The organism is Flavobacterium circumlabens (assembly GCF_004345565.1).
GTDB classification, from domain to species: domain Bacteria; phylum Bacteroidota; class Bacteroidia; order Flavobacteriales; family Flavobacteriaceae; genus Flavobacterium; species Flavobacterium circumlabens.
Window position 1 is genome coordinate 1 of the sequence record NZ_SLWA01000003.1, and the last position, 26,163, is coordinate 26,163.

The following is a 26,163-nucleotide window of genomic DNA, read 5'->3' on the forward strand; positions in this document are numbered from 1 at the left end:
GCCTTTCTTTTTAAAATCCTCATCATGTATTTGATGGGGATTTTTTTGTTTTATATTGAGTCGTGGAATTTAACCGCAAAGCCCGCAAAGGAGTTTTTGGAGTTCTTGAATGGTATTAAATCGCAAGGGACGCAAGGCTGGAGGATTCTTTTGGAAACAAGATCTCAAATTACCCTTAAAGTGCGTTAGGGATCGCAGCGATATCCTTTTGCGGGGAACGTAAATCTCTTAAAGTCCCCCAAACCAATCCCGCAAAAGATTTAGTGAAGAGCCCGGCCCACAAGGAAACGCCATTGGAAAAATTATAAATTGAAGAGATGTACTATGGTTCTATCTTTTTTTTAAGATACTCAAGCATGGGCTGTGTTATTGGCTTGGAAAGAAAGTCTATAATGATGGGATATTTCTTTGCTTTAGCTAAGTCTTCAGGGTCAATAGTGGAAGATAATACGATTACCTTTGCCTTGTTAAATTCGGTGTAATCCGAAGAGGTGAAATGATCGAGAAATTCCCAGCCGCCCATAACAGGCATGTTTAAGTCTAAAAAAATTAACTCCGGCTTTTTATTGATTGTATTTTTACTGTTGTTGTATTTTAAGATGTTAAAGTGATGTAATGCTTCTTCACCATTTTGTGCTGTGATAACTTCATTTGAAAAACAAGATTTTGAAATTACTTTTTTGCATAACATTAAGGTGATCGGGTCGTCGTCGATGCATAAAATTTGCTCAAGCATAATTGATGTTAATTTTTAAATGTTATAGTAAATGTAGTTCCTTTATTAACCTCACTTTCGATACTTATTGTTCCTCCCATAGTTTCTACCTGGGATTTTACAAGATATAATCCTAATCCTTTACTGTCAGGGTAATTATGAAATCTCTGATACAGTCCGAAGATTTTATCTCTGTTTCGCTCTAAATCTATACCAATTCCGTTGTCCTTAAAGGTTAATATAGCTTTATGATCCATTTGTTCGGCTATAATTGATATTTTTAATTTTCTGTTTTCTGATTTGTATTTAATAGAATTGGTTAGCAAATTAAGCAAAATGCTTTCTATATATGCTTTATTTGTGTTTAATAATGGAACCTTGTCAAATTTGAGTTTAATGATGGGTTTGTGAAGTTCTATCTGAAAAGATAACTGGTTGAAGACGTTCTCGAAGACTTCTTTTAAAGAAACTTCCTCTTTTTGCATCGAAGGGTTGTCTTTGATGATGATGACTTTTACTAAATCGTTTATTGTTTCGTTTAATAAATGTGTTGATTTGTTGAAGCCTGTTAAGATTTCTTCTAATTCAGGATTTTCTATCGGGATGTCCTCTATGAGATTTAAAAGACCAATTAAATTAGATAATGGTGCACGCAGATTATGCGATGTTATATAAGAGAATTGCTTTAAGTCTTTGTTGTTTTGGGTTAATTCGCGAATAAGATGCTCTTTTTCTGTTTCTAATTTTTTTTCGTCGGTAATATCTCTCTGGATAGAGATCCAATGGGAAATTACGCCATCATTATTAAAAATTGGAATCATAGAAAACCGTACCCAATATTCTTCTTTTTGTTTGGTATAGCTAATGGTTTCTATTAAGCATTCTTCTTCGTTTTTGATCGCTCTTAATAGCTTTTTTAGTTCTTCGGAATCTGAATTTGGTCCTTTGTTGAAGATATTTGTTGATTTTCCTATTATCTCATTAGGCTGATAACCTGACATTTGAGAGAAAGCCGGATTGATGTAAACTATTTTTGGAATTCTTCCGTTTGCTGAATTGGCTTCCGTAATTAATATCGAATCTTTAGATTGTGTGATTACGGTTTCTAAAAGTTTTAATCGTTGTTCTTCTTCTTTTTGCTTGGTGATATCCTGAATGGCTCCAATCATCCTGATGGCTCTCCCGTTTTCGTCTTTCAGTAAAAAGCCACGGTCCAACACGTATTTATAAGTTCCGTCGGCACATCTGAAACGATATTGATCTTGCCATTTTTCGGTTTTCTGTTCAATAAATGAGTAGAGTTTAATTGACATCCTGATACTGTCTTCGGGATGGATTTTATCGAACCACCATTTTGATGTTTTTCCTACTTCTTTCTGTTTGTATCCAAAAACACTTTCAATGCCTTTATTCCATCCAATACTGTCTTCCTGGATTTTCCAGTCCCAGATCGTATCACTAGTTGCTTTTGCTACAATGTCATACTTTTCATTTGACTCTTTAATTTCTTCATTTGTTTTTTTTAATTTTTCAAAAACAGCGATATTTTTGCTTTCGTTTTTAGAGAGTATATATCTGAAAATTAGACCTGTAATTAATATAAATAAGATGTCTTTTATGAAGAATAAATAAAAATATTCTTTGGAGGGGATAAAACTGGTTAGTAACTTATGACAGAAAATAGCCATAAATAACGAAATGATAATATAAATTAGAGTAATTGGGATAGTTTTACTTTTCATTACTCAAATATAGTTAAATTAACCATAATTAAACAATAATTAAACTCATTTTGGCGCTGATATTTACATTGATTTAATCAACTAATTACTTGTCTATACGCAAACTATCGCAGAAACGTTTTTTATATCAAAATAAAGTGTACCTTTGCACCCATTAAAAATCTCAGATGGAATCTATTAGAAACATTGCAATTATTGCCCACGTCGATCACGGTAAAACCACTTTGGTTGATAAAATTATGTATCACTGTCAATTATTTCGTGACAACGAAAATACAGGTGATTTAATTCTTGATAATAACGATTTAGAGCGTGAGAGAGGTATTACTATTACTTCGAAAAACGTATCAGTTCAATATAAAGGAACAAAAATCAATATTATCGACACTCCTGGCCACGCGGATTTTGGAGGTGAAGTTGAACGTGTATTAAACATGGCCGATGGTGTATGTTTGTTAGTCGATGCTTTTGAGGGCCCAATGCCACAAACGCGTTTTGTACTACAAAAAGCTATTGATTTAGGTTTAAAACCTTGTGTCGTTATCAACAAAGTTGATAAAGAAAACTGTACTCCTGAAGAAGTTCACGAGAAAGTTTTTGACTTAATGTTTGAATTAGGTGCTGAAGAATGGCAGTTGGATTTTCCAACAGTTTATGGTTCTGCTAAAAACAACTGGATGTCTGATCATTGGGAAAACGTAACTGATAATGTTGAAGCATTATTGGATATGGTTGTTGAAAATGTACCTGCTCCTAAAGTTTCTGAAGGAACACCACAAATGTTAATTACTTCTTTAGATTTCTCAGCCTTTACAGGTCGTATTGCTATTGGTCGTCTGGAAAGAGGTGTTCTTAATGAAGGTATGCCAATCTCATTAGTAAAAAGAGATGGTACTATATCTAAATCCCGTATCAAAGAACTTCATACTTTTGAAGGACTTGGTCGCAAAAAAGTACAACAAGTTATTGCTGGAGATATTTGTGCAATCATTGGAGTGGAAGGTTTTGAAATTGGTGATACTATTGCTGATTTTGAAAATCCGGAAGGTTTGAAAACGATTGATATCGACGAGCCTACTATGAGTATGTTGTTTACAATTAATGACTCTCCTTTCTTTGGTAAAGAGGGTAAGTTTGTAACTTCTCGTCATATTAGAGAGCGTTTGACAAAAGAATTAGAGAAAAACTTAGCTATGAAGTTAGGTGAAACTGATTCTGCTGATAAATTTATGGTTTTTGGTCGTGGAGTACTTCACTTATCTGTTCTTATTGAAACAATGAGAAGAGAAGGGTATGAGTTACAAATTGGTCAGCCACAAGTTATCATCAAAGAAATTGATGGTAAAAAATGTGAGCCTATTGAGGAATTGACAATCGATTTACCGGAAACTCTTTCAGGTAGAGCGGTTGAGTTCGTTACCATGCGTAAAGGTGAAATGCTTAGTATGGAAACTAAAGGTGACCGTATGATTGTAAAATTTAATATTCCATCACGTGGAATTATTGGATTGCGTAATCAATTGCTTACTGCTACTGCTGGTGAAGCGATTATGGCGCACCGTTTTATAGGATACGAACCTTACAAAGGAGAAATTGCCGGACGTAACAAAGGTTCATTGATTTCTATGGAAAAAGGAAAAGCTATTCCTTATTCTATCGATAAATTGCAAGATCGTGGTAAGTTTTTCGTTGAACCAAATGCCGAAATTTACGAAGGTCAGGTAATTGGAGAAAACTCTCGTGGTGATGATATGTGTGTAAACGTAACTAAAGAGAAAAAACAATCTAACGTTCGTTCTTCTGGAAATGATGAAAAAGCGAGAATTATCCCTCCGATTATTTTCTCATTAGAGGAAGCTTTAGAGTACATTCAAAAAGATGAATATGTAGAGGTTACACCAAAATCTATTCGTTTAAGAAAAATCTACTTAACTGAAACAGACAGAAAAAGATTTAAATTCTAATATTTGAATTTTATATATAAAAAAGCCATCCGACACGTCGGATGGCTTTTTTTATGTTTCATAGTTTTAGTATTATCTTTTTATGCTAAAATGACCTTTGATATCTTTACCATTTGTAAAGATCAAATCAAACCAATAATCGTCAGAGGGAAGTTGCTGACCGTTAAACTGACCGTTCCATCCCGGGCTGTTTTGGGTCATTTGTTTTAATAACTTCCCATAACGATTAAAAATAGAAAGCCTGTAATCCGGAAGCTGATCTAAGTTTTTAATCGCCCATACGTCATTAATACCATCTCCGTTTGGCGTGAAAAATTTAGGATAATCCAGGACATACAGCAAATAATAATTGGAGATACCGCAGTTATCTTTACTTTGTGCAACAGCATTATAAACTCCCGGACTTACATTAGCGAAGAAAGGATCATCCTGAAAATCAATTCCATTTAAGGAGAATTCATAATTGCCGGTTCCTGTATATTGTAAGGTAACGGAATTATCAGTACCGGAAAAATCCTTTATAACTGCTCCGGTAATCACAGCAGGTTCAGATAAAATTACTTGGAACTTTTTAGTTTTTTCACAACCAAATTCATTAGTGACTTTTACGGAGTAATCTCCGGCTTCGGAAACTGTGATAAGAGAATTGGTATTATTAGTAGCGACATTCCATAAATAGCTGCTAAAAGCAGGATCTACTGTCAAATCGATTTGGCTGCCTTTGCATAAACTTTTTGTTTCTTCCTCAAAAGCAGGAGGGTCAAAAGTGTTTACGACAAGTGTAATTGGTGTAATAGCATAACAGTCAGCTCCGTTTACGGCACGGGCGTAAATAGTCTGAGAGAAAGGGATTGTATTTTTGAAAATGTTGGGCAATACATTTGTTTCTGCCAAAGCATCAGCAGCATTTAAATAATAGTTTATAATTAATCCGGTTGGCAACCCCGTCCTAATTTGGGGAGTTACTTGCAAATCAAGATCAAACTGATAAAAACCATCCTGATTATTATCTAAGTCACAGGTTGGTATTGGATTTTGATTTGGAATCGTTTTGCCTGAAATTTCCAATGTTATCTGAGGCGTTTTAAAACAACCGTATTTATTTTCAATTCGGGCAAAAATGATCTGATTAGCACTTTTATTGGTGTATTTTTCAGGAGCAGCAATTTCATTTGTTTTTGATTCAGCATCGGCTAATGATTCGTAATACCCCTTATTAAGAATGGCTGCATCATTATTTTTGATCATATCAGCGGCTTTCGTTAAATTAAAAACAGAAGTTCCGTCTGTATCGTCATCGCATTGTATCAATTTTGTATTGTTTGCTATAATTTCAGGAGCAAATTCAAGATTAATTTCGCCAGTTAACACACAAACTGAAGCTGTTACTGTTGCTTCTACTTTATATGTTCCGGACGCTGTGGCCTTATAGACCGGACTGTTTTCCGAATTTATAAGAACTCCATCCTTAAACCATTTATAGGAGTAAGCAGCTGGTAATTTTGTGTCTAAAATTATGGATTCGCCAAAACACACGGGATAATTGGTTAGTGTGGTCTGATCGGGACCAAAATCAATTTTTGAAGAAAAACTACCCGATTCCAAAAAGACCGCTGAGTCGTAGAATCTATTTCTATCATCGGCAATGACCAATTTTACATGGTATTTTTTTCCGGTAATTAGAGCTGTCTGAGCATTCATGATGATCGTTTGCCCTGCATAATTTACCGGACTTGTATTTTTATTTTGTCCGTTAAAATAATTTTCATTTGATTCCGGGCAACCAGGGTATGGAGCACCTTTAATATCATAACCTGGCTCAGTTTCCGGCCGAATATTAATAGAAGAAACAGGTGTGTTAGTGCCAGGCAACACAGCCAGATTTTTGTACTCATCATCCGTTCCGGCTTCTTTGATTAAAAAAGCAAAGCCGTCTGAATAACTACAAGGGAAGAAAGACTGATATTCATTGGAAGCGAAAATATAATTGAAGCTCAAAAAATCCGTTAGGGGAACGAAGTCAAATTCCAGTACAGTAGCATTTATAGAATTAATTCCTAAGATCTGATTCAGCTCAAAATCTCCTTGCCATTTGTCATCTCCGCCGCCCTGATTGCTTATATAAGGTCCTCTTGCAGATGAACTTGTTGAAGTGGTCAGAACAACACCTTCTTTAAAAGGAAAATTACTTGTTCCGGCATTAAAATACGCAAAACTGTTTTTTCCGGGTGTAAAAGTGTCCCCTGTTCCGGATACATTTGTAACCGAAACACAGGAACTATTTACTAATGTATTTTCTATTAACTGCTGTGGTGTTTTCTGATCGTTAATACTTATAAATTGTGCATTTATCTTGGAAGACAAGCAAAATATAAAGGAAAAAAATAAAATTCTCTTAAAATAATTCATAGTACAGCAAATATACTATAAATCTCTATTTTTTAATAGCTTGTAAGAAAAATGAATAAACAAAAATGTCCAGACCAAAACAATGAGTATGGAAAGATAATGTACACCATAATCTTTGGTGTTTTCAACGCCCATTTGGGTTCCGATGGTTTTTATTACGGATAATCTTGTAAAGGGTTCAACGATTAGATTTGACATTGCTTCCAATGGTAGGAATTGCATAATGTAATTTCCGGTATTGCTGTTTGGGAAAATTTTGAAGACTAAAAGACCTTTAATAATTCCTTCAATGATACTCCATACCAAAAGAAAACCTAACGCAAATGCAGATCGTTTTACCAAAATTCCTAAAAATAAACAGAAGGAAAAGAAACCGGTCAGTTTTACAAAAAAGGCTAACAGATAGTCTAAATCGGTAAAAATAATTCCAATTTCATTATAAGAGGAAAAAGATAGGCCCAATATTAAAGTCATTATGAAAATAAAAATAGTAGAGCACAATGCAAAAAGCACCACCGTTAAAAATTTAGATAATATAAATTCTTTTTTACTCAGACCGTCAATGAGGTTTTGTTTTAAAGTTCCGTAACTGTATTCATTTGCCATCATGGAAACAATTACAATGGCCAGGAAAAATTTCAGCCAGGCAGCAACATAGGTATTAAAATGCCAGATAAAAGGAAAATTAAAAATTCCCATTTCTGCTAAGTGAAATTTAAAAACCCCGATATCAAATTTTATGGAAGCTATTAAAGCAATAAAGGAAAGTAAAATAAAGTAGGTTAAAGTAAGGACACGACTGGCTTTGTTTTTCCAGATTTTTTGTAATTCTATAGAGATAAGTCTGTTCATGGCTTAGTTGTTTTTGATAGTGGCGTTTTTGGTTAATTCTAAAAATTGTGCTTCCAGACTATTTTTTCGTTTTACTAGATGGCTTAGTGCAATGTTTTTAGAAAATAAATACTGATTCAGTTCAGCTGCGGACAATTCTGATTTTAAGTACACCAGAATTTTTCCTTCTTCTTCGGTAATTCGGTCTACGCTCGGATGTTCTTTTAAAACATTTTTCAAAGCTTCATTGTCAGTGGCCTGAAGTTCAAAAAAACCTTCATTGGCAGACATACTGTCAACGGAGCCGGAATACAAAATTTCGCCTTTTCTCAAAACAATTACATGTGAACATACTTTCTCGACTTCGTCTAATAAATGGGAGGCCAATAAAATAGTAGTTCCCTGAGAAGCAATTTTTCTGATAATATCACGGATCTGATGAATTCCCTGAGGGTCCAGACCGTTTGTTGGTTCGTCTAAAATTAAAATTTCAGGATCGTTTAATAGTGCCGACGCGATAGCCAGACGCTGTTTCATCCCTAAAGAAAAAGTACTGAATCTACTGTCTTTTCTTTCCGTTAGACCCACTAAATCAAGTTTTTCTTTTATTTTAGAATAGTCAATGCTTTTTATTTTACAAACCAGTTTGAGGTTTTCTTCTGCGGTCATGTACGGGTAAAAGTTGGGTCTTTCAATGATAGCTCCTACTTTTTTTAAGGCTTCGTGTGTCTGCATTTGTCCCTTAAACCAGCTGTAATTGCCTGATGTCCGGTTTACTACATTTAAAACGATTCCCAAAGTGGTAGATTTTCCACTTCCGTTTGGACCTAATATGCCATAAACACGGCCTTTTTGTATTTCAAAAGATACATTTTTTAAGGCCTGAATGCGCCCGTATCTCTTGTGGAGATTTTCGATAGTAAGAATGGTTTCCAAATTTATTTCGGTTTTAGTTTTTAGTATGACGATACAATAGGCTTATTGTTACGCTAAATTTTATTTATGTGTTTAAAATTATAATTTACTGTAAATTTGTACTAAAGATATTCAAAAGATATTAAAATGAGCGAACCTTTAATGGTCTTAAAAAAACCTACTTATCCTTTAACACCATCTCTTTTAAGTTATTTGGAACGATACGAACGAATTTCGAAAGTATCGGTATTCTATGATGACTTATTGCGATTTTCAGGTTCGGTAAATGTCTATGATAAAAATGAAACGGATACCTTGTGGATTCGTGTTTATTATAATGAATTTGAAAGAAATGAAATCGATCTGAACCTGAAAAGAATCTATTCGCTGTTGCATTCAGATGGAAACAGCGAGATCATTCACTTTCTGAATATTGACGCTATTGATTATTGTACTTTTGGGAATTCGAAACCGTTCCGGATAAAAGTCCGAAATATTCTCAATGATAATTATGTTCATTTTTATATTAAAAAAGCAGACGCTTCCAGAATTTACGGATTGGAACTGGAAGATATTCTTTCACCGGATAAAATCAACTTTTTGGTTTATAAGGATACTTTGATCGAAGAACATATTATCGGAATTCCAGGTGATGTATTTATGGATACTTTGCTGGATAATTGTACCGAAATGGAAAAATCTCAAATAGCAAAAGAGTTTGTAAAGTTCAACGAGCGCTGTATGATTCGTCTTTTGGGCGATATGCGGGCTTATAATTATGTCATTGTACCAATTCATGATTTTGATCAGGTCGTTTATAAAATCCGCCCTATTGATTTTGACCAGCAGTGTTACGAAGGTAATTTTAAAGTTTATCGTCCGCAGTTTTTCAAGGAAAATTATCCGATGATAAAACTAATTAAAGAGAAATTAGAAGAACGTTCAATTATTCAGTATAAAGATGAAGAAAGGGCCATTTTGGCAAAACGTATTCATTCGGCTGAAAACAGGATCAAAAAGCTATTGAATATCATGTGTCACGATACCATTTCGACAGAAGAACATCTGAACCAACTGAAAATGGAATTGTACCGTTATACCAATGACATGAAATTTAAAAATGCCAAATCGATGGGACACATTATGTTTGCTGCATTTGAATTTATTACGCGTAATTTTAAAAACACCAATTTAATTTAATTTTTGAGTTGCAGATTCTACGGATTTTATTTGATTTAATTTTTCGAATTTACTTTAATCTTGTTGAAATCGGTGATTAATAATTTAAAAATAATACTATGAAAAATTCTTTTCTACTTCCCTTTTCAATTGTGTTGCTGGCTTGTCAGCAGCAGTCAGATGCTGATTTGAAAACGCTTTTTTCACTTCCGAAGAAGTTAAAAGAAGTTTCCGGAATTACTTATTTCCCCAAAACAAATCTGATTTATACTCTGGAAGACAGCGGAAATGCGAACGAAATTTACGCTTTAAATGCTGATGGAAAATTAAATAAAACGATCACCATTTCTAATGCAACAAATGTGGACTGGGAGGATATTACAAAAGATCAGGCCGGAAATATTTATATTGGAGATTTTGGAAACAATGACAACGAACGAAGGGATTTGTGTATTTATAAAGTTTCGAAGAATGAGCTGAATAAAGAAAATGCGGTATCCGAATATAAAGTTTCTTTTTCGTATCCGGAACAAACTGCATTTCCGCCAAAGAAAAAGGAACTATTTTATGATGTTGAAGGATTTTTTGAACACGGAAATTATTTTTATCTTTTCACAAAAAACAGAAGTAAAGGGTTTGACGGAACTGCTTTTATCTATAAAATTTTAAATGCTCCCGGAGTTCAGAAAGCCACTAAGATTGGAACATTCAAAACCTGTGATACTTATAATCATTGTGTCCTGACAAGTGCTACAATCAGTCCTGATGGAAAAAAAGTGGTTTTGTTAAGCCACGATAAAATTGTTTTATTTCAGGGGTACAAAGGAGATTCTTTTCATAAAGGCTCACAAACGGAAATAAAACTGAATCATTTCTCCCAAAAAGAAGCCATTGTTTTTAAAGACAACAAAACGTTACTTATCGCTGACGAAAAAACCAACAAAATAGGAGGTAAGGTTTATGAGTTTAAATTGAAATAAATTTAAGGTTCTGAGAGGCTAAGATACTAAGTTGATAAGGTTTTAGTTATTGTGTGATTCGATTCGTGAAATGTAAATGGTAAATGTGTTAAAAGTAGCTGTCATATAAAATAAAATGTCTGTTTTTAATATATAAAAACAGACATTCAAAAACTTTTGTTCCTCAGATTCTTTGCCACTCTGAGCTTTTAAAAAAAAACTTAGCACCTTAGCGACTCAGAACCTTACTACCTTAAGTTTAAAAGCTATAAGCAGCTCCAAAAATAACTCTTCCCACTTCGTCAGGAGATTTAAAATAAGAGATTCTTGCGGTGATTACGTTGACAGCATTTAGCCAAAGTCCGCCTCCATAGTCCTGATGCCATTTTCTTGAATTTTCTCCATCAAGCCAAATTCTTCCGTAGTCAAAACCACCCAGGATTCCGTACGTAAACGGAACTATGGTACGGTTAATTTTGCCGAGACTTAGTCGCAGGTCACTACTTTGTGAGAAATAGGAATTACCTAAAAATCGTTCGTTTCTATAACCGCGTAAATCGGTATCTCCGCCCAAAGTAGCACCCTGATAAAATTCATAGTTGCTATTTAAGATCGCTTTCCCTTTCACATAAGTAGCCAAAATCAATTTTCCGCTATGATCTATTCTGTGTGTAAAGCCTAAAGCACTTTCTATCGTAGGGAAATTTTGTTTCGTATCATTCAGATTAGTAGTCCAGCTAGCGGCAACCATAAAGGCCATTCCTAAAGTTGGTTTAGCTTTAAAATCAGCGTTTTTAAAAATATATTTAATTTTTGCTCCACCGTAAGACTGTCCTTCAAAAATGTCCGGATTTACAATACCGGGAGTGTTTATAAATCTGCCCTCTGTATCTTCCACTTTCATTCTTTCGAAAAAGGGCTGAAAAGTCAATTCGCTTCCATAACGTCCAACGTGTCTAAGCGCCGGAGCAACTTTAAGCTGCTGAATACGCACTCTGTTATAATCCATTCCGGAATCCTGGTCGTTATTTGGCGTTTCATTTCCATAGCCAAAGTAATTCTTAGCAAAGTTCGGAGTGGTGCATTGTGATTCCACATCAATTACCCATTTACCTAATAATCCGGGGAAATGTGCAACATAATTAAATTCCAGACCACCAGTCGCGAAATAATAAAAAGCATTTAATACATGTCTTTGCGTGTAAGGGTTTTGCTTGAAATTATTTACGGTGTAATTAAAATTAATACCGACTTTCACACCATCATCAGGATTAAAGCCAATGTTTGGAAGTCCTGAAACTACATTGTATTTTGGCTTTTCGTAGTTGTATAAATTGACATCATAATCATCTGTCAGCTGCGTTTGGGTCTTTGAATCCAGATTATAGGTATTTTCTTTTGATTTGAAATCATAGACAATCACTCTTTTTCCGTTTTCAATATTATAAATATCATTGTTCTGACCACCAATCAAACGAATTTTTATTTTCGATTTCTGATTTCCGTTTACCTCAAAAGTGTCGTTATCATCTAAACCGTAAATCCATAGATTGGAAGTTTTGCTATCGGTTACATTTTTCGTGTAAATCAATTCATCTCCTTCTTTCTTGATCCTGTAAACCTTAATTTCCAAGCTCTTTTTTGCATTATGACTGATCACAAATTTGTCTTTTTTATCTGTTCCGGCAATCATTATGGTATGGCTCAGGACATCAAAATATTCCGATGCATATTTCTGAAGTTCTTTTTTCCTGTTTTTTAATTTTTGCTGAATGTCTTTAATCGTGGCATCCTGAGTTTCTTTTGGTAAACTCTTAAAGGCATTATCGATATCATTATCAGATAAATTTTTCTGAATAAACTGAGCCTGTTCTATCCAGTCTTTTTCATCAGCAGTTTTCAGAAAAGCCAGATCTAATGGATAAGGTTCTCTGTTGAGCCATTTTACATTATCAATTTTATTTTTAAAAGTTCGCATATGACGAAGCGCCGGAATATTCATTAAAATCGAAAGCAAAGTTCCGTCATATTTAACAAAAGCCTGATCGCGATCACGCGGAATTGGTCGATAAACTATCTTGTCCCCGATTTTATATTCTCCCCAACGCCATTGATCGCTGTGTCGGTCCCAGTCGCCAATCAGCATGTCAAAGAGGCGGGCTTTCATGTATTCTTTTTCGTCAACGGTATACTTTTCATCTTTATGAAGATTTTTCATCATATCATCGGTGCTGATGATATTTCTCGGATGCCCAAAACTTTTGGCATCCAGATGATTGTCCGCGGGTCTTTCTTCCACCATGTATAATTCATCTCCGAAATTTGAATTGAATTCTTTCAGGCCATCTTGTTTCGGAATGTAGTACAGAACAGGATTGGTATGGGCAAGACCTAATTTGTCTGCCATATTTCCAACAGCAAATGGAGTATAAGGATGAGAAGTGGTGTAGAAATCCAGTAAAAAGCCTTCCGCATAGGTGTCTTCAAAATCATTTACAATGTACTGATCTTTAAAAGCGACAGATTGCAGGAATTGGGTGGCACTTTTTTTCATGGCGCGCAATACATATTCGCGGCCTTTGTCATCAGACATTCTTAACGATTTGGACTGATGGCCTCCGCCTTCGCGAATGGGTTTTAAACCGCCCATCAAAGTATCCAAAGTTGCTGTTTTGGCTTCAATTGGTAAGCTGTAGTAGGCTCTGTAATGATTTCCGAATAAGAATCTGTGAAACAAACTTTTCTTCGTCATTTCTTTAGTGTAGATAGAAGTGGTTATCGTTTTCGGAAAATTAGTGCTATTGGCAGCCCAGTTAATTTCTTTTGCTTTTATGATTTCATGTTCAAAAAGTAATTTTTCTTTTTGGTTTTCTTTTCCAAAGAAATTAACTTTTGCATCCCCACTTTTAAATAATGTCAGTGTTGCGTAACCATTTCCTCCATAAGAAAAATCATTTGGGCCTGTAGCCCTTGCAGCTTCAGATTTTGAACCGGCACCACTAATAATTTGCTTGATATTTTCCCTGCTAACGTATTGCAGGTTATGATCGTGCCCGGAAACTACAATTACATTTTTCTGTCCCTGAAGTAATGTTTTTATTCGCTTGGCGTAAATCGTATACTGTTTGTTCTGTAAATCCTGCGGACTAATACCGGATGTCTTCCGCAATAAATTGATAAAAGAGCCGATGATAGGAAGCGGGATTTTGTTTTCCAAAGGAAATAATTGTTTTTCCAGAGAAAACTGACCACCATGAGTACCGTTACTCATTAACGGATGATGAATAGCAAGAACAACCGTTTTTTCCTGATTTTTATTTAAAAGATTTTCAAGTTCGTCAAAAAAATCTTCTCTGGTTTTAATGTCACAATTGTCATTAATGGTAGGGTGGTGATCCCAGTTTTCAAGATACCATTCACTGTCAACCGTAATTAATGTCGATGTACTGTCAATTTTTACATCTTCAATCGGACAGCCTTTGCGGGGCATAAATGCTTTTTTGTCATTAAGGTATTTTGCTACAAAATCGGACTGACGTTCCAAACCGCTAATACCGCTGTACCAGTCATGATTTCCCGGAATAATGATAGTTTTTCCTTTAAAGCTTTCTGTTAGTTTTAACTGATTTTTGAGTTTTGTCTCTGCTGCCGCTTTTTCTGCAGCATTATTATCACCGGGGAAACCTTTCGGATATATATTGTCTCCCAAAAAGACTAAAGTTGATTTTTTATTTGCTTTTTTTAGCTTTTTGTGCAGTAATTCAAGTGTTTGCTGTGCTTGTTCTTCGTCAGCATTTCCCGCATCTCCGACTAAAAAAAGAGTGTGAGCAATTTTTATGGTATCTGTTGCGTTTTCATTTTCGTTGGCGCTGACACTTTTTCCGTATTCCGCTTTATGCGTAGCGCAGGAATGAAGTATTAACACAGAGGTTATTACTAAAGAATAGTTTTTAATCTTAGTAATAAAATGGTTATCCAAAAACAATTTCATAATTTCGTGGTATAAAAATATTCTTTATGAATTTAATAGAACAATCCGAACATTTCGTCAGTAATTTACTCAAAGATAACCTTTCTAATTTATATTCTTACCATAATATTAACCATACTTTTAATGTAGTAACTGCGGTTAATAAGCTTTGTAATAAGGAAAATGTGGAGGGTGCTGAAAAAGAAATGCTTTTAGTTGCGGCATGGTTCCACGATACCGGTTATATAAATGGCGTAGAAGACCATGAAAACGAAAGCGTTAAAATTGCGACTGCCTTTTTGAAAGAGAAGGAACAATCAGAGATATTTATAGCCGAAGTTTCGAAACTTATTCTGGCTACATCCAAATATTACGTTCCGCAAACACACCTGGAGAAGATTATAAAAGATGCTGATTACGTTCATATCACCAGCTTAGAATACGAATCTACGTGCGAATTATTGCGCTTTGAATTGAAAAACACCCTTAATCTTACTTTTTCAAGCTTAGACTGGGCAAAAGAAAACCTGAGTTTTTTAATAAACACGCATCGCTTTTACACGGATTATGCCCTGAAAAAATGGCAGCCCTTAAAAGAGAAAAATATCGCTGCGGTTCAAAAAAGATTGAATAAGGAGGAATTGAAAAAAGCAAAAGAGTCTGAAGCCGAAGAAAAAAAGAAAGATAAAGTAGAAAAACCGGATCGTGGTGTGGATACTTTATTTCGTGTAACTTTAGGAAATCATACGCGTTTGAGTGGAATTGCAGATAGTAAGGCGAATATTTTGTTGTCTGTAAATGCTATTATTATTTCAATTGCGCTTTCATCAATTATACCAAAATTAGACAGTCCGAAAAACGCACACCTCGTGATTCCAACTTTTATCATGTTGATGTCGAGCGTTATTACTATTATTTTTGCTATTCTTTCTACACGGCCAAAAGTGACTTCGGGTTTCTTTACCCGTGAGGATGTTGAAGCTAAAAAAGTAAATTTGATGTTTTTTGGAAATTTCTACAAAATGCCGCTTAAAGATTACGACTGGGCGATGAACGAGATGATGAAGGACCGTGATTATTTGTATTCGACCATGATCAAAGATTTATACTATCTCGGATTGGTGTTACAGCGTAAATATAATTTGCTGCGAATTGCTTACAACTTTTTTATGGTAGGCATTATCATCACCGTTGTTGCATTTGTAATCGCTTTTAAATCATTATAGCAATAAGCTCAACTAAATTAGTTGAGCTCATCCAGTAAATCCTGATACGTAATTTTTTTAGCGTTTGCGCCGGCAATGTTATTAATCACTTTTACGCGTATAGCTCTAAGGCCTGAAACACCCTGCAGATCTTCAACTTCAAATTGTTCTATTGAAGGTTCCAGTATTTTTTTGTGCTGTAAATATTTGATGTATTTTAGATATTCAGCTTCTTCACTATTCTGAGAATATACGATCGTAATTTTTTCTTTCTCCGTTATTCTCTCTTTTTTGCCTTTGATGTTCGCTTTGTCGATACGTTTTTTAACAACCTCATATCTGGCATTGTAAGTCCCATCGACATCAAAACGTTTTTCATCCATTCTGAAACGAATAGAAAGCGCTGAACTGAAGACCAGAATTAATGAAGTCACATCGAGTTCGTACGGTAAAGATTCTTTTAGCTGATGATGTTCCAGTTCCATTTCACATAAAGTCTGCAGCTGCCACAAACGAAGGTTGTGCAGATACATAATGTCAAAAGGTTTTGTTGGGGCTATTGAAGCTCCGATATATAAATTATGCTCAACACCATCCGTTTTAAAACGTTCGTAGTAATGCGGATAGATTTGTTGGGCTTCCAACTGTTTTCTGTCCAGTACCGAAGCTAATTTTTTATTGATAATAGACATAGCATTATCAAATTTCTTTCTTTCCTGATAAAACATTCCTGTTTTTTCATCCAGGCTTTCAAAATACAACTGCTCTAATTTTTCATTTTTAGCCGTGTCTTTTGTGTTTTTTAAAATCGGATGAATTTCCTCTTCAATATAACGCTGAATATGTTGTTCGGTATCTGCTTTCAAAGGCTGATCCAATTCATCCCGAAGTGTTTCTAATTCAAATTTACGTTGTTCCAGAAGCATCAGATTACTATTGGGTTTCTGATTTCCGAATATTTCTAAAATGGTCGTAAGCTGATTTTTCAAATCTCTTTTAACCGTTTCATTTCGATGTTCCGATGAACCCTTAATATCAATTTGTCCGTATAATGGAAAAACGTTTTTAAACACAATCTCCTTAAAGATATAATCTTTGGTTGGATTGTTGTTTTGAAAGTAATTCTGGGATTCTTTTTTAAACTTCCAATACACGCTTGGGTGAATGGTAGTATACTCACGCTGAATGATCGCTTCAACCTGATGCTGCATATCCGTATTATAACGATCGATGGTGTCGGTTAAATAAGGCAGGACCAATTCAAGTTTGGTTGCATTTACGCTGTTTAAACTTCTTGGATTTTCAGAAACTAATTCGACAACACCCAATAAATGACCATCTTTTATTACCGGAGCAAAAACACAACTCTGGATGTTTTGTTTTAATAAATGCTCGCCCAGTCTTTTATTTGGGGATTCTTCCATGAACTTTTTGACATTAGAAATAACAAAAGGTTCCTGTTTGTCTAATAAATTTTCAAAAGAACAGCCAAAAAAAGCATTTTTGCAATCTACTTCATGATCGGTTGAAAGTAAAAAACTTTGGAGTTGATTATCGTATTTGACTGGCCTGATAAATTTTTCTTCCTCCGGATTGTAAATAATAAAACCAACTTTTAAATCCGGAATTTTAAAGATAGATTTAAAAATATTTTCGATAATATCATTTGATGCTACCGTTTTTGTATCTGGTTTTAGCAGATTACTTTTTAAATTGGAGATAGCACTTTCTGTAGTGGCATCGAATAAAGAAACGATTCCGAAGCCTTTCAGGCTCCAGCTTCCGGGAGGAAATTTCGATTTCCAGAGTTCCATATCATTATAGTTGTCAATCAGCAGATCAATATCGTCTTGCGTAAGCGAAACAGAATGTTCTGTCGGGGTGATTTCCATAAAATCGGCATTATACAGAATTCGATAATGTTTTTCAATTCCGTTTTCATCCGGAATATCGTAAAAAAAGATTTTATTGAAATCTATGTTTTGACCATAATAGCTGCTCAGAATCAGGCAGCAGTTATTAATATAGAACTGGTGACTGTCAAAATCACGAATCTCCATATAAAACTCATCGCCCGCATTACGTAATATTCTTTTGAAACGCTCTGTATAATTGAAAGAGATGTTTTGAAAGGGAATGGTAACTGCTTTTATTTCATTATAGGTCAAAGCTGTAGGAAATAAATCAGCTAATATGTTTTTAATTAGAGCCTCATTCTTTTTTATAATGCTGAAATCTTCAATTCCAGTCTTCAATTGAGGGATAGAATCGATCTGTTTTAAAATAGCTTTCGCATAGTTCGATCGATAATCTACGTTTGATAAAGCAATTTCTTCAAAAGACTCAATTAATTTATGAAAGGAGATTATTGTTTTGAAAGGACTTTCTGCGTGCAAAAGAGTATCCATTTGTTTTTGGTTTAGAATGCAAAATTAAGCAAAAATTAAGAATGTTATTGATTTTACCATCTCTTTCGTTTATGGTTCGATAGATTTTAATGGGCTGGAAACTGACGTTTTCAGGGGGTATTTTTTATTTAACAAAATATTAACTTCAATAATAACGGAACGATCGTTCCGTTATTATATCTTTGCTCCATAATAATTGAACAATCAATAATTTAAAAACAAATAAAAATGAAAAATTTAGAAAACAAAGTAGCTATAGTAACAGGTGGAAATAGCGGAATTGGGTATGCTGCTGCAGCAGAATTAGTATCAAAAGGTGCAAAAGTAATTGTGACAGGAAGAAACAAAGAAGCTTTGGCAAAAGCTGAAACAGAATTGAATGTTACCGGAATTGTGGCAGATCAATCTGATTTAAAATCAATTGATAATTTAGTTTCTCAGGTAAAAGAGCAATTCGGAAAAGTTGATATTGTATTTTTAAACGCAGGAATTGCAGCTTTTGCTCCGGTAGAATCAGCTTCAGAAGATCATTATGACAGTATTATGAATGTGAATGTAAAAGGAGTTTATTTTACAGTTCAAAAAGTATTGCCAATTTTAAACGATGGTGGTTCAATCATCTTTAATACTTCAGTAAATGCACAATTAGGAATGCCGGGCTCAAGCGTATACGGAGCAAGTAAAGCAGCAGTTTTGTCCTTAAACAGAATATTTGCTGCAGAATTAGCACCAAGAAAAATCAGAGTAAATGCGGTTTCTCCTGGTCCAATTGAAACCCCTTTGTACGGAAAAGTTGGTTTAGAAAAAGAAGAAGTAGAAGGTTTAGGAGCTGCTTTGGGACAAAAGATTTTATTGAAACGTTTTGGACAAGCTAGTGAGGTTGCAAAAACAATTGGTTTTCTTGCTTCAGATGATGCATCATTCATTACAGGAACAGAAATTGTTATCGACGGTGGACTTACTGTAAACACAGTATTATAATTTTTTGACTAATTAGGGAACGATTGTTCCGCTTAATTAGTATCTTTGTAAAGAATTTAATTTAGAACTCATGGCCAGGACAAAAGAATTTAATGAAGATCAGGCTTTAGATAAAGCTATTGAAATTTTCTGGCACAAAGGGTATAACGGAACTTCGGCTCAGGATTTAGTAACACATTTAGGTTTAAGCCGTTCCAGTTTGTACGATACCTTTGGAGACAAGCAAAAGCTTTTTTCCAAAGCCTTACGCAGATATCAAAAGCAAGGTCAGGATTATGTAAAAAATCTTCTGGACGAATCTGAAGACATAAAAGCAACGCTGACGGTAATTTTTAAGCAGGCTGTTTTAGAAAGTCTCGAAGACCGAATTACAAAAGGCTGCTTTATGGTAAATTCATCGGTAGAACTTGCGATGCATGACGAAGAAATTGCCAAAATAGTAAACGATAACAGAGCAACCATGCAGGACATTTTTCTAAAAGCGGTCACAAAAGGGCAGGAGGCAGGAAAGATTTCAACAAAACAGGATGCAAGAACACTGGCTCGTTTTATCTTTAATAATTATACCGGAATCAGGGTTTTGGCCCGTTCGGGAGAGAAAGACAAACAAGCTTATGATGATATTCTCAAAGCAATGTTTTCTTTATTTTAACAGAAAAGTATTTTAATTAAAAAACGGCAATTACAAATAGTAGTTGCCGTTTTTTGTTTAAGTAAGTAATAGAAAATGAATGACTTTCTAGCTTTTTTCTTCTTTGTTGAAGTAAACTAAATAGTAATACATTTGTTTTTCTTCATCCCAGCCTTTTTCAACGTATTTTTCTGCGCTTTCCGGATTGATGAAATCCATTTTAATCTGAATATGCGTATCCAGGTTAATAACGTTTTTAATCGATTTTCTGGCGTCTGAAACTGCTGCGTTGGCAATTGGGAATGAGGTTACATCTTCGATGCTATATTTTTCTCCTTTATCAACTTTATAGTTTTTGAATTCAGGAATTAAGTCAGGGTTGTCTAATACTTCATTTAAGAAATTTTGTTCTTCAAACTGATCATTTTTAGCGAAATAATTCACAGACCGGTTCATAAACATCACTTCTTCTTTTTTGTCTTCTGCCGGTAAAACTACATCTTTCGCGAAGTTCTGACAGAATTTAAGGTATTTTTTAGTAATGAAGTTTTCATCTTCAAAAGCATCAACAGATAAAAAATGCTCCAGCCAGTAACGAGCGTCATAACGGTTGCTGTCTACGGTAAGTATTTTATATCCTTCTTCTTTTTTATAATTAAAAATCAGGCATCCTTTATCTAATTTGCTCAGGTTGATTCCTTGTTGCAGGATCATTTCAAGGTTGCTGTCTTTTTCTTCGAATTGTAAAAAGTCGGCTTGCAATTCGCTTTTAAAAATTCCGATAGCATCCACAACATTGTTGTCAATACTTAAATTGGTCAGGTAGGTTACATAAACCTCTCCGTTCTTAATATGCGGATGATTGGACTGCTCGAATAAATGTGTCGTGATTTTTTTTGAAATCTCCTGCACATTCGCGGGATTCGCAAAAATCTCGGTAGCATATTTAAACATGTCATTATAATCCAAATCTACTTCGTGCGCAAACTGATAATAGTTTTCTTCTTTTTCTCTAAAAGGCTTAAAGAAGTACTCTTTTATCAAAGGCACAATTTCGTCATTCAGATTAAATGGCTGTTCCGATAAAAAAATCGCTTCGTTTCTGCTTTTGTTTCCTACGCGGTGTATCGAAAGCGTCTCGATGTGGGTGTTGAATAAGTTGATCATATTTAAAGGTTCTGAGGTTCTGAGTCGCTAAGGTTCTGAGTTTTTAGTTTCTGTCTTTTATTTTTTTTATAAACGAAACTAGCATTCTCTCTACTTCCCGGCTGTCCTCATATAAATTATTAAATTCTTGTTCGTTAAGATAGGTTATATTTTTAGCAATTTCTAATTGAGTTTGCATTTCAAATAAAGAGCCTATTGCTATATTTAAAAAGCGTAAAAAATCTTTACTACTTTCTCGTCCGGATCCTTCGGCAATATTGCTGGGAATTGAAATTGAACTTCGTCGGATTTGTGAAGTCAATCCGAAGATTTCTTCTTTTGGGAAATGGTTGGTTGAAAAATAGATTTTGGTAATCAGGGTCATTGATTTTTGCCAGATTAGAAGTTTTCGAAAATCACTCATTTTTATTTTTTTAATTTGAAAAATTAAAAATAAGAAAAAACCTTCAATATGAAAACTTAGAACCTTAGCGACTTAGAACCTCAGAACCTCAAAAAAAAAACTAATTCCAATTCTCCTCAAACCCGAAATCCTCAAAGCTGTCGTCTCCTTCGAACATATCCAGATCATCCTCGTCTAAATCGTCTTCAAATTCGCCGTAGATATCGTCGTGCATGTCGGCTTCAAAGTTTTTTTCTATGGCTTCGTCCGGCATTTCCCCGTGGGAGAATAAGGTTTCCGGGTAGATTGCAGTGGCAGATTGCTCTTCCACAGCGGCCAATTCTACAAGGAATGTCCACATATTAATGAAATCGTACACATAGATAATTTTGGTATTTTCTTTGTCTAAGATATCAGATAAGGTATAATCACTCATGATTTTTTGTTCGCCTGGAACATCTCCGGTATCAAAAAGCGGAATTTCATCTTCCTGATTCCAAGTTTCATCGCAGGTATAAAAAGAAGCTACTTCCATTCCGTCAAAACCAAAAGCGTTGAAGATCGCATTGTGTAAATCCTCAAGCGTATCGTCTTCAAGAATTGCAATGTCTCTGAAAATGTCTTCTTCGGCGTCTAGAATTACTCTAAATTTATAAACCATAATCTTTGTATTTTTTGAAAAGTCAAAGGTAAAATATAAAAAACGAAATCCGAATTATGAATTACGTTTTGTTGAAAAGATTTTAGAAAGCGATTTATCTTAACGAATGAAGTTTAGTATTAGTGGTCACGCTGAGCGGAGTCGAAGCCCATTCCAATTGGCAATCTTTCGACTTCGCTCAGCGTGACAGAAGAGTTAAGATAAAAAATTACTTCCCAACCAATCGCTTTCTGATCCTATGATAGCGTTTGTGATAGGTACTATGACTTGGGTAAGTCCTGCCTGAAGTCATATTATTAAAAATTAAAGCGACCACAAGCAAAATCAAAACTCCTGCCAGTACAGGAGACAGGACATACATATAGCCCAAAGCTTTTATTTTTTCGGATCCAATTACGGCAATAAGCGCCGTTGCACCTCCGGGAGGATGCAGTGTTTTGGTAATTTGCATTACAATAATAGCCAGGGAAACGGCAAGTGGTGCCGCAATCCAGAGAATGTCAGGAGCGAGTTTATGAACAGTTACGCCGACCAGTGCAGAAACCACATGTCCGCCAACTAAATTTCGGGGCTGTGAAAAGGGACTTTGAATAATTCCGTAAACCAAAACACTCGAGGCACCAAACGAACCAATTAAATAAACGGCATCATTACCAGAAAAATGTATGGATTGTATGTAAGCCAGAATTCCAATTCCGACAAAGGAGCCTAAAAAGGACCAAAAGTGTTCTTTATAATCAATTAAGGTTTCCTTATAAAGTATATAACGGGTCTTGCGGTAACTTCTTTTTAATTTTTGAGTGGGCATTTATGTGCATTTTATTTTGACGAACATTAATGTTTTTGTCAGAGATTTAAGGATTAAAAATCTTAGAATCCGCTTAATCTGTGGCAAAAAAATACCTTTTTATTTTATGAAACTTGGAGAATACGTATAAACGGTATACGGATAAATCATTTTTGCCGTGTATTTAGAAATCAGGCAAACGGCTAAAATCGGAAAGAATAAAGTATAGTCATTCGTTAAACCACACACCAAAAATATAGCGGTAAAAGGTGCATGAATGCTGGCGCTCAGTACTGCGGCCATTCCGATAATCATAAAATTAACCGGGATGACCTGTGTGTTAAAAAATGTATTTAAAATAGAAGCGACCAATAGACCCAGAAAAGAACCGATAAATAGGCTCGGGGCAAAGACACCTCCATCGCCGCCGGAAGCCAGGGTTACAGAAGTTACGATTGGTTTCAGAATTAAAATTCCGATGAAAGTCAGGGCTAAAGTCAGGGTCAGAGGAAGCTCGCCGGAATTTCCAAAAATCATTTTAATAGAATGATAGCCTTCTCCGTACAATTGTGGAAATACAAATAAAGAAACGCTCAAAATAACTGATCCTATAAGAATTTTGTAATAATGAGTTTGGATTTTACCGAACTGAGATTTAAAAAACAATACGCAGCGTGTCAGGTAAACCGAATTTATTCCGGCCAGAATGCCTAAAAGAATAAAATAAGGAATCGCTTTCAGATGCCAGGTGGTAATCGAAACGGTAAATAAATGCTCTTCTTTTAAAATCGATAATAAACCAAAAGCAATAGAAACTGCGATTACATTGGTAATGATAAAAGCACGTGTCACTTTTCGGGAGATTACTTCAACAGCAAATAAAATTCCGGCAATAGGACTGCTGAATAAAGCGGTGATTCCCGCCGCAACTCCGGCACAAATTAATTCTGTTTTGTACTTGCGGAAAACATTTTCTTTTTGCTGTGCAACGGAACCAATTGTTGCAGTAGCTACAACAGTTGAAACTTCAATTCCGGTTGAACCTCCGAAAATAACGGTTAATAATCCGTTTATAAAATGGGATGGAATTTTATACGAAGGAAGATTTTTTGAACTTGAATTAGTACTTTCAAAGACTTCCTTAATGCCTTTATTTTCCTTTTTCTTAAAAAGATACTGTCTCAGGAAATAGATGACGGACAATCCGAAAACAGGAAAAAGAACATAGAATATTGGATTTACAGTCACTTGGTGAAAGAAAATTTCTTCGTAATATTCTGTTATTTTTTTTAGTGAAATTCCTAAGAATGCCGAAAGAAAACCAATTAATACAGAAACGATAACTAATTTTCGGAAAACAATGAATTGATGATTTTTTTTGATTTGCGCCGTTTTGTTCATCAGAAGTAAATTTGAGAATCGCAGAATTTTATTTGCGATTTCACAAAATTAGAGAATCAAATTCGGTTTTTAATAAAAAACATTCAGAATATTGTGTTAAAAGTTGTTTTGAAGGATAATTCTAAGTTGTTTTTGTTGTGTAATGTGGAAGAAAAATTTCGAAAAGTTGAGAAGTTTAATTTAAATTAATTACTAAACCTACTAGTTTGTCATTTCGACGAAGGAGAAATCTCCACTAGTAACTCCACATGCAAAATCGCCAATCTTTGTCGAGCTACTTGCGAAGATTTCTCCTTCGTCGAAATGACATAAATGAAAAAAAAACTTTCCGACTTCGCGACTTCTCAAGATTAAATCTTTCTAAAAATTACCTTTCATAAAATTCAATAGGCAATAAATCCGGATCGGCGATGAAAGTAAATCTCTTTTCTGTTGTTTCATCAATTCGAATGGGTTCCGAATCGATATTCTTCGAATTTAAAAAAGCAACGGTTTCCTCCAGATTAATTACTTCAAAGGCCAAATGCCGCAAACCCACGGCTTCTGGTCTGGAAGGACGCTGCGGTGGATTTGGAAATGAAAATAATTCGACAATATAACTGCCGTTTAATGCCAGGTCAAGCTTGTACGACTGACGTTCTTCACGGTAGATTTCGCGAATAATAGTCAGTCCTAAAACTTCGGTATAAAAAGTTTTGGATTTTTGATAATCAGAACATAAAATGGCGATATGGTGGACTTTGTTTAAGGTAAGCATTATGATTTTGATTCAGGTTCCTGATTTAATTTTCGAATGATTTTTGCGGGATTTCCAACAGCCAGTGAGTTGTCCGGAATGTTTTTCGTCACTACAGATCCGGCGCCTATAACACAGCCTTTTCCGATGGTTACGCCCGGGCATATAACAGTATTCCCGCCAATCCAGCAATCGTCCCCAATGGTAATCGGTAAAGCATTTTCTAATGTTTTTCGCAACTCGGCATCAAGCGGATGGGTTGCCGTATAAATTTGAACGTTCGGGGCAAAGAACACATTCGATCCGATATGTACCGGTGCACAGTCCAAAACCACACAATTGACATTGAAATAAACGTTATCCCCACAAAAAATATTATATCCGTAATCGCAATGAAAAGGGGGCTCAATATAAAAACCTTTGCCTGTATTCGGAATTAATTCAGCTATAATTTCTTTGGCTTTTTTCGTCAGACGGTATTCGGTTACGTTGAGGCGATGCAGTAAATTTTTGGCTTTTCGGCGTTCTTTTATTAGAACGGGATCTGTTGCAATATAATATTCGCCCGAAATCATTTTTTCTTTTTCAGTCTTCATAAAGTAGGGTTATGATTATAGTAATTTTTTCAGAATTACAATTTGCCCCAAATGATAAACGTCATGCTGAATGATTCCATGAATGTGTTCGTAATACGTATGATTGTTATCGACGTATATTTTTTCTAAATCCGAATCATTAAAATCTTCGAAAAAGGCATTCCACAATTCCTGGGATTTTGCCAGACTTTGCAGCGATTGCTCCCAGGCTGCTTCGGAAGAATCTAAAATTGGAACAAAATAATTATGGTCAGGAGCTACTACTGTTTCTCCCTGAACACGCCTTAAAATGTTTCTTCGCCATTGTATAAGGTGATTGACAATTTCCCAAATGGTATTCAAATTAGGGTTTACTTTCCTGTAAGCCTGCTCTGCTGTTACATTCTCTAAAGTATGTGACAGAGTAACCTCCAGCCACGGATTTCCATTGTAAATGGATTGGTATAAATTCGAAATTCTTTTGTTTTCTGACATAACGACTATGGATTTTTTGTTTTTTTTAAAGTTTAATTTCAGGTTTTAAC

At 34.9% G+C, this 26,163-nt stretch carries 22 protein-coding genes; 7 read left to right on the forward strand and 15 right to left on the reverse strand.

Annotated features, from left to right (window positions below; translation table 11 throughout):
* Nucleotides 1–189 (forward strand): hypothetical protein (locus tag EV142_RS24225; RefSeq protein WP_209443526.1); only part of this gene is annotated, 189 nt, incomplete at its 5' end.
* A gap of 133 nt (nucleotides 190–322) precedes the next feature.
* On the opposite strand, the gene EV142_RS08340 is transcribed toward EV142_RS24225, so the two are convergent.
* Together EV142_RS08340 and EV142_RS08345 are read right to left on the reverse strand one after the other, a co-directional pair.
* Nucleotides 323–736, reverse strand: a complete 414-nt coding sequence (locus tag EV142_RS08340) for a response regulator (RefSeq protein ID WP_132034430.1) — start codon at nucleotides 734–736, stop codon at nucleotides 323–325.
* An 8-nt stretch (nucleotides 737–744) separates the two neighbouring features.
* Nucleotides 745–2,457 carry a PAS domain-containing sensor histidine kinase gene (locus tag EV142_RS08345; protein ID WP_132034432.1) on the reverse strand — a complete coding sequence of 571 codons (1,713 nt, stop codon included), beginning with the start codon at nucleotides 2,455–2,457 and terminating at the stop codon, nucleotides 745–747.
* A gap of 167 nt (nucleotides 2,458–2,624) precedes the next feature.
* Here EV142_RS08345 and typA point away from each other — a divergent pair, with 167 nt between their 5' ends.
* Complete coding sequence (gene typA, locus EV142_RS08350; protein ID WP_127339470.1) at nucleotides 2,625–4,421, forward strand: translational GTPase TypA; 1,797 nt, start codon at nucleotides 2,625–2,627, stop codon at nucleotides 4,419–4,421.
* A 72-nt stretch (nucleotides 4,422–4,493) separates the two neighbouring features.
* On the opposite strand, the gene EV142_RS08355 is transcribed toward typA, so the two are convergent.
* The 3 genes from EV142_RS08355 to EV142_RS08365 are packed head-to-tail and all read right to left on the reverse strand — an operon-like array spanning nucleotide 4,494 to nucleotide 8,597.
* On the reverse strand, nucleotides 4,494–6,785 hold the full coding sequence (locus EV142_RS08355) for a T9SS type B sorting domain-containing protein (RefSeq protein WP_238698677.1): 2,292 nt from the start codon (nucleotides 6,783–6,785) through the stop codon (nucleotides 4,494–4,496).
* A 60-nt stretch (nucleotides 6,786–6,845) separates the two neighbouring features.
* A complete protein-coding gene (locus EV142_RS08360; protein WP_132034436.1) occupies nucleotides 6,846–7,682 on the reverse strand; it encodes an ABC transporter permease in 837 nt (278 codons plus the stop codon).
* Between the two features lie 3 nt (nucleotides 7,683–7,685).
* Nucleotides 7,686–8,597, reverse strand: coding sequence for an ABC transporter ATP-binding protein (locus tag EV142_RS08365; protein WP_132034438.1), 912 nt, complete (start codon nucleotides 8,595–8,597; stop codon nucleotides 7,686–7,688).
* A gap of 126 nt (nucleotides 8,598–8,723) precedes the next feature.
* Here EV142_RS08365 and EV142_RS08370 point away from each other — a divergent pair, with 126 nt between their 5' ends.
* A complete protein-coding gene (locus tag EV142_RS08370; protein ID WP_132034440.1) occupies nucleotides 8,724–9,776 on the forward strand; it encodes a hypothetical protein in 1,053 nt (350 codons plus the stop codon).
* Between the two features lie 98 nt (nucleotides 9,777–9,874).
* On the forward strand, nucleotides 9,875–10,735 hold the full coding sequence (locus tag EV142_RS08375) for an SdiA-regulated/phytase-like domain-containing protein (protein WP_132034442.1): 861 nt from the start codon (nucleotides 9,875–9,877) through the stop codon (nucleotides 10,733–10,735).
* Between the two features lie 238 nt (nucleotides 10,736–10,973).
* On the opposite strand, the gene EV142_RS08380 is transcribed toward EV142_RS08375, so the two are convergent.
* Complete coding sequence (locus tag EV142_RS08380) at nucleotides 10,974–14,705, reverse strand: metallophosphoesterase (protein ID WP_132034444.1); 3,732 nt, start codon at nucleotides 14,703–14,705, stop codon at nucleotides 10,974–10,976.
* A gap of 26 nt (nucleotides 14,706–14,731) precedes the next feature.
* Between EV142_RS08380 and EV142_RS08385 the strand changes: the two genes are divergently transcribed.
* A complete protein-coding gene (locus EV142_RS08385) occupies nucleotides 14,732–15,910 on the forward strand; it encodes a Pycsar system effector family protein (RefSeq protein ID WP_132034446.1) in 1,179 nt (392 codons plus the stop codon).
* 17 nt (nucleotides 15,911–15,927) lie between these two features.
* Here the strand turns inward: EV142_RS08385 and EV142_RS08390 are convergent, their stop codons facing one another.
* The gene (locus tag EV142_RS08390) at nucleotides 15,928–18,297 is read right to left on the reverse strand and encodes a GAF domain-containing protein (RefSeq protein ID WP_132034448.1); all 2,370 of its coding nucleotides are present in this window, start codon (nucleotides 18,295–18,297) and stop codon (nucleotides 15,928–15,930) included.
* A gap of 228 nt (nucleotides 18,298–18,525) precedes the next feature.
* On the opposite strand from EV142_RS08390, the gene EV142_RS08395 reads away from it, so the two are divergent.
* Entirely contained in the window at nucleotides 18,526–19,278 is a 753-nt protein-coding gene (locus tag EV142_RS08395) for a glucose 1-dehydrogenase (protein WP_132034450.1), read from the forward strand.
* Between the two features lie 70 nt (nucleotides 19,279–19,348).
* Nucleotides 19,349–19,930, forward strand: a complete 582-nt coding sequence (locus tag EV142_RS08400) for a TetR/AcrR family transcriptional regulator (RefSeq protein ID WP_132034452.1) — start codon at nucleotides 19,349–19,351, stop codon at nucleotides 19,928–19,930.
* An 87-nt stretch (nucleotides 19,931–20,017) separates the two neighbouring features.
* Here the strand turns inward: EV142_RS08400 and EV142_RS08405 are convergent, their stop codons facing one another.
* From EV142_RS08405 to EV142_RS08440, 8 genes are all read right to left on the reverse strand, one after another.
* Complete coding sequence (locus EV142_RS08405) at nucleotides 20,018–21,076, reverse strand: nucleoid-associated protein (RefSeq protein WP_132034453.1); 1,059 nt, start codon at nucleotides 21,074–21,076, stop codon at nucleotides 20,018–20,020.
* A 43-nt stretch (nucleotides 21,077–21,119) separates the two neighbouring features.
* Entirely contained in the window at nucleotides 21,120–21,479 is a 360-nt protein-coding gene (locus EV142_RS08410; protein ID WP_132034455.1) for a four helix bundle protein, read from the reverse strand.
* A gap of 100 nt (nucleotides 21,480–21,579) precedes the next feature.
* Nucleotides 21,580–22,119 carry an IS1096 element passenger TnpR family protein gene (locus EV142_RS08415; RefSeq protein ID WP_132034457.1) on the reverse strand — a complete coding sequence of 180 codons (540 nt, stop codon included), beginning with the start codon at nucleotides 22,117–22,119 and terminating at the stop codon, nucleotides 21,580–21,582.
* Nucleotides 22,120–22,327: 208 nt separating this feature from the next.
* Nucleotides 22,328–22,927 carry an HPP family protein gene (locus EV142_RS08420; protein ID WP_132034459.1) on the reverse strand — a complete coding sequence of 200 codons (600 nt, stop codon included), beginning with the start codon at nucleotides 22,925–22,927 and terminating at the stop codon, nucleotides 22,328–22,330.
* A gap of 99 nt (nucleotides 22,928–23,026) precedes the next feature.
* On the reverse strand, nucleotides 23,027–24,307 hold the full coding sequence (locus tag EV142_RS08425) for a chloride channel protein (protein WP_132034461.1): 1,281 nt from the start codon (nucleotides 24,305–24,307) through the stop codon (nucleotides 23,027–23,029).
* Nucleotides 24,308–24,674: 367 nt separating this feature from the next.
* Nucleotides 24,675–25,064: an SMU1112c/YaeR family gloxylase I-like metalloprotein gene (gene gloA2, locus EV142_RS08430; RefSeq protein WP_132034463.1), complete on the reverse strand. Its 390-nt coding sequence runs from the start codon at nucleotides 25,062–25,064 to the stop codon at nucleotides 24,675–24,677.
* Nucleotides 25,064–25,639, reverse strand: coding sequence for a sugar O-acetyltransferase (locus EV142_RS08435; RefSeq protein ID WP_132034465.1), 576 nt, complete (start codon nucleotides 25,637–25,639; stop codon nucleotides 25,064–25,066). The genes gloA2 and EV142_RS08435 overlap by 1 nt, the downstream gene beginning before the upstream one ends.
* A 15-nt stretch (nucleotides 25,640–25,654) precedes the next feature.
* Nucleotides 25,655–26,113 (reverse strand): DinB family protein, encoded by a 459-nt coding sequence (locus EV142_RS08440; RefSeq protein WP_132034467.1) that lies wholly within the window; start codon nucleotides 26,111–26,113, stop codon nucleotides 25,655–25,657.
* Nucleotides 26,114–26,163 lie beyond the last annotated feature (50 nt).

Coding starts and splice junctions, on each gene's coding strand:
- EV142_RS08340 (WP_132034430.1), bottom strand. CDS start 736: ATGCTTGAGCAAATTTTATGCATCGACGACGACCCGATCACCTTAATG.
- EV142_RS08345 (WP_132034432.1), bottom strand. CDS start 2,457: ATGAAAAGTAAAACTATCCCAATTACTCTAATTTATATTATCATTTCG.
- typA (WP_127339470.1), top strand. CDS start 2,625: ATGGAATCTATTAGAAACATTGCAATTATTGCCCACGTCGATCACGGT.
- EV142_RS08360 (WP_132034436.1), bottom strand. CDS start 7,682: ATGAACAGACTTATCTCTATAGAATTACAAAAAATCTGGAAAAACAAA.
- EV142_RS08370 (WP_132034440.1), top strand. CDS start 8,724: ATGAGCGAACCTTTAATGGTCTTAAAAAAACCTACTTATCCTTTAACA.
- EV142_RS08375 (WP_132034442.1), top strand. CDS start 9,875: ATGAAAAATTCTTTTCTACTTCCCTTTTCAATTGTGTTGCTGGCTTGT.
- EV142_RS08380 (WP_132034444.1), bottom strand. CDS start 14,705: ATGAAATTGTTTTTGGATAACCATTTTATTACTAAGATTAAAAACTAT.
- EV142_RS08385 (WP_132034446.1), top strand. CDS start 14,732: ATGAATTTAATAGAACAATCCGAACATTTCGTCAGTAATTTACTCAAA.
- EV142_RS08390 (WP_132034448.1), bottom strand. CDS start 18,297: ATGGATACTCTTTTGCACGCAGAAAGTCCTTTCAAAACAATAATCTCC.
- EV142_RS08395 (WP_132034450.1), top strand. CDS start 18,526: ATGAAAAATTTAGAAAACAAAGTAGCTATAGTAACAGGTGGAAATAGC.
- EV142_RS08400 (WP_132034452.1), top strand. CDS start 19,349: ATGGCCAGGACAAAAGAATTTAATGAAGATCAGGCTTTAGATAAAGCT.
- EV142_RS08405 (WP_132034453.1), bottom strand. CDS start 21,076: ATGATCAACTTATTCAACACCCACATCGAGACGCTTTCGATACACCGC.
- EV142_RS08410 (WP_132034455.1), bottom strand. CDS start 21,479: ATGAGTGATTTTCGAAAACTTCTAATCTGGCAAAAATCAATGACCCTG.
- EV142_RS08415 (WP_132034457.1), bottom strand. CDS start 22,119: ATGGTTTATAAATTTAGAGTAATTCTAGACGCCGAAGAAGACATTTTC.
- EV142_RS08420 (WP_132034459.1), bottom strand. CDS start 22,927: ATGCCCACTCAAAAATTAAAAAGAAGTTACCGCAAGACCCGTTATATA.
- EV142_RS08425 (WP_132034461.1), bottom strand. CDS start 24,307: ATGAACAAAACGGCGCAAATCAAAAAAAATCATCAATTCATTGTTTTC.
- gloA2 (WP_132034463.1), bottom strand. CDS start 25,064: ATGCTTACCTTAAACAAAGTCCACCATATCGCCATTTTATGTTCTGAT.
- EV142_RS08435 (WP_132034465.1), bottom strand. CDS start 25,639: ATGAAGACTGAAAAAGAAAAAATGATTTCGGGCGAATATTATATTGCA.
- EV142_RS08440 (WP_132034467.1), bottom strand. CDS start 26,113: ATGTCAGAAAACAAAAGAATTTCGAATTTATACCAATCCATTTACAAT.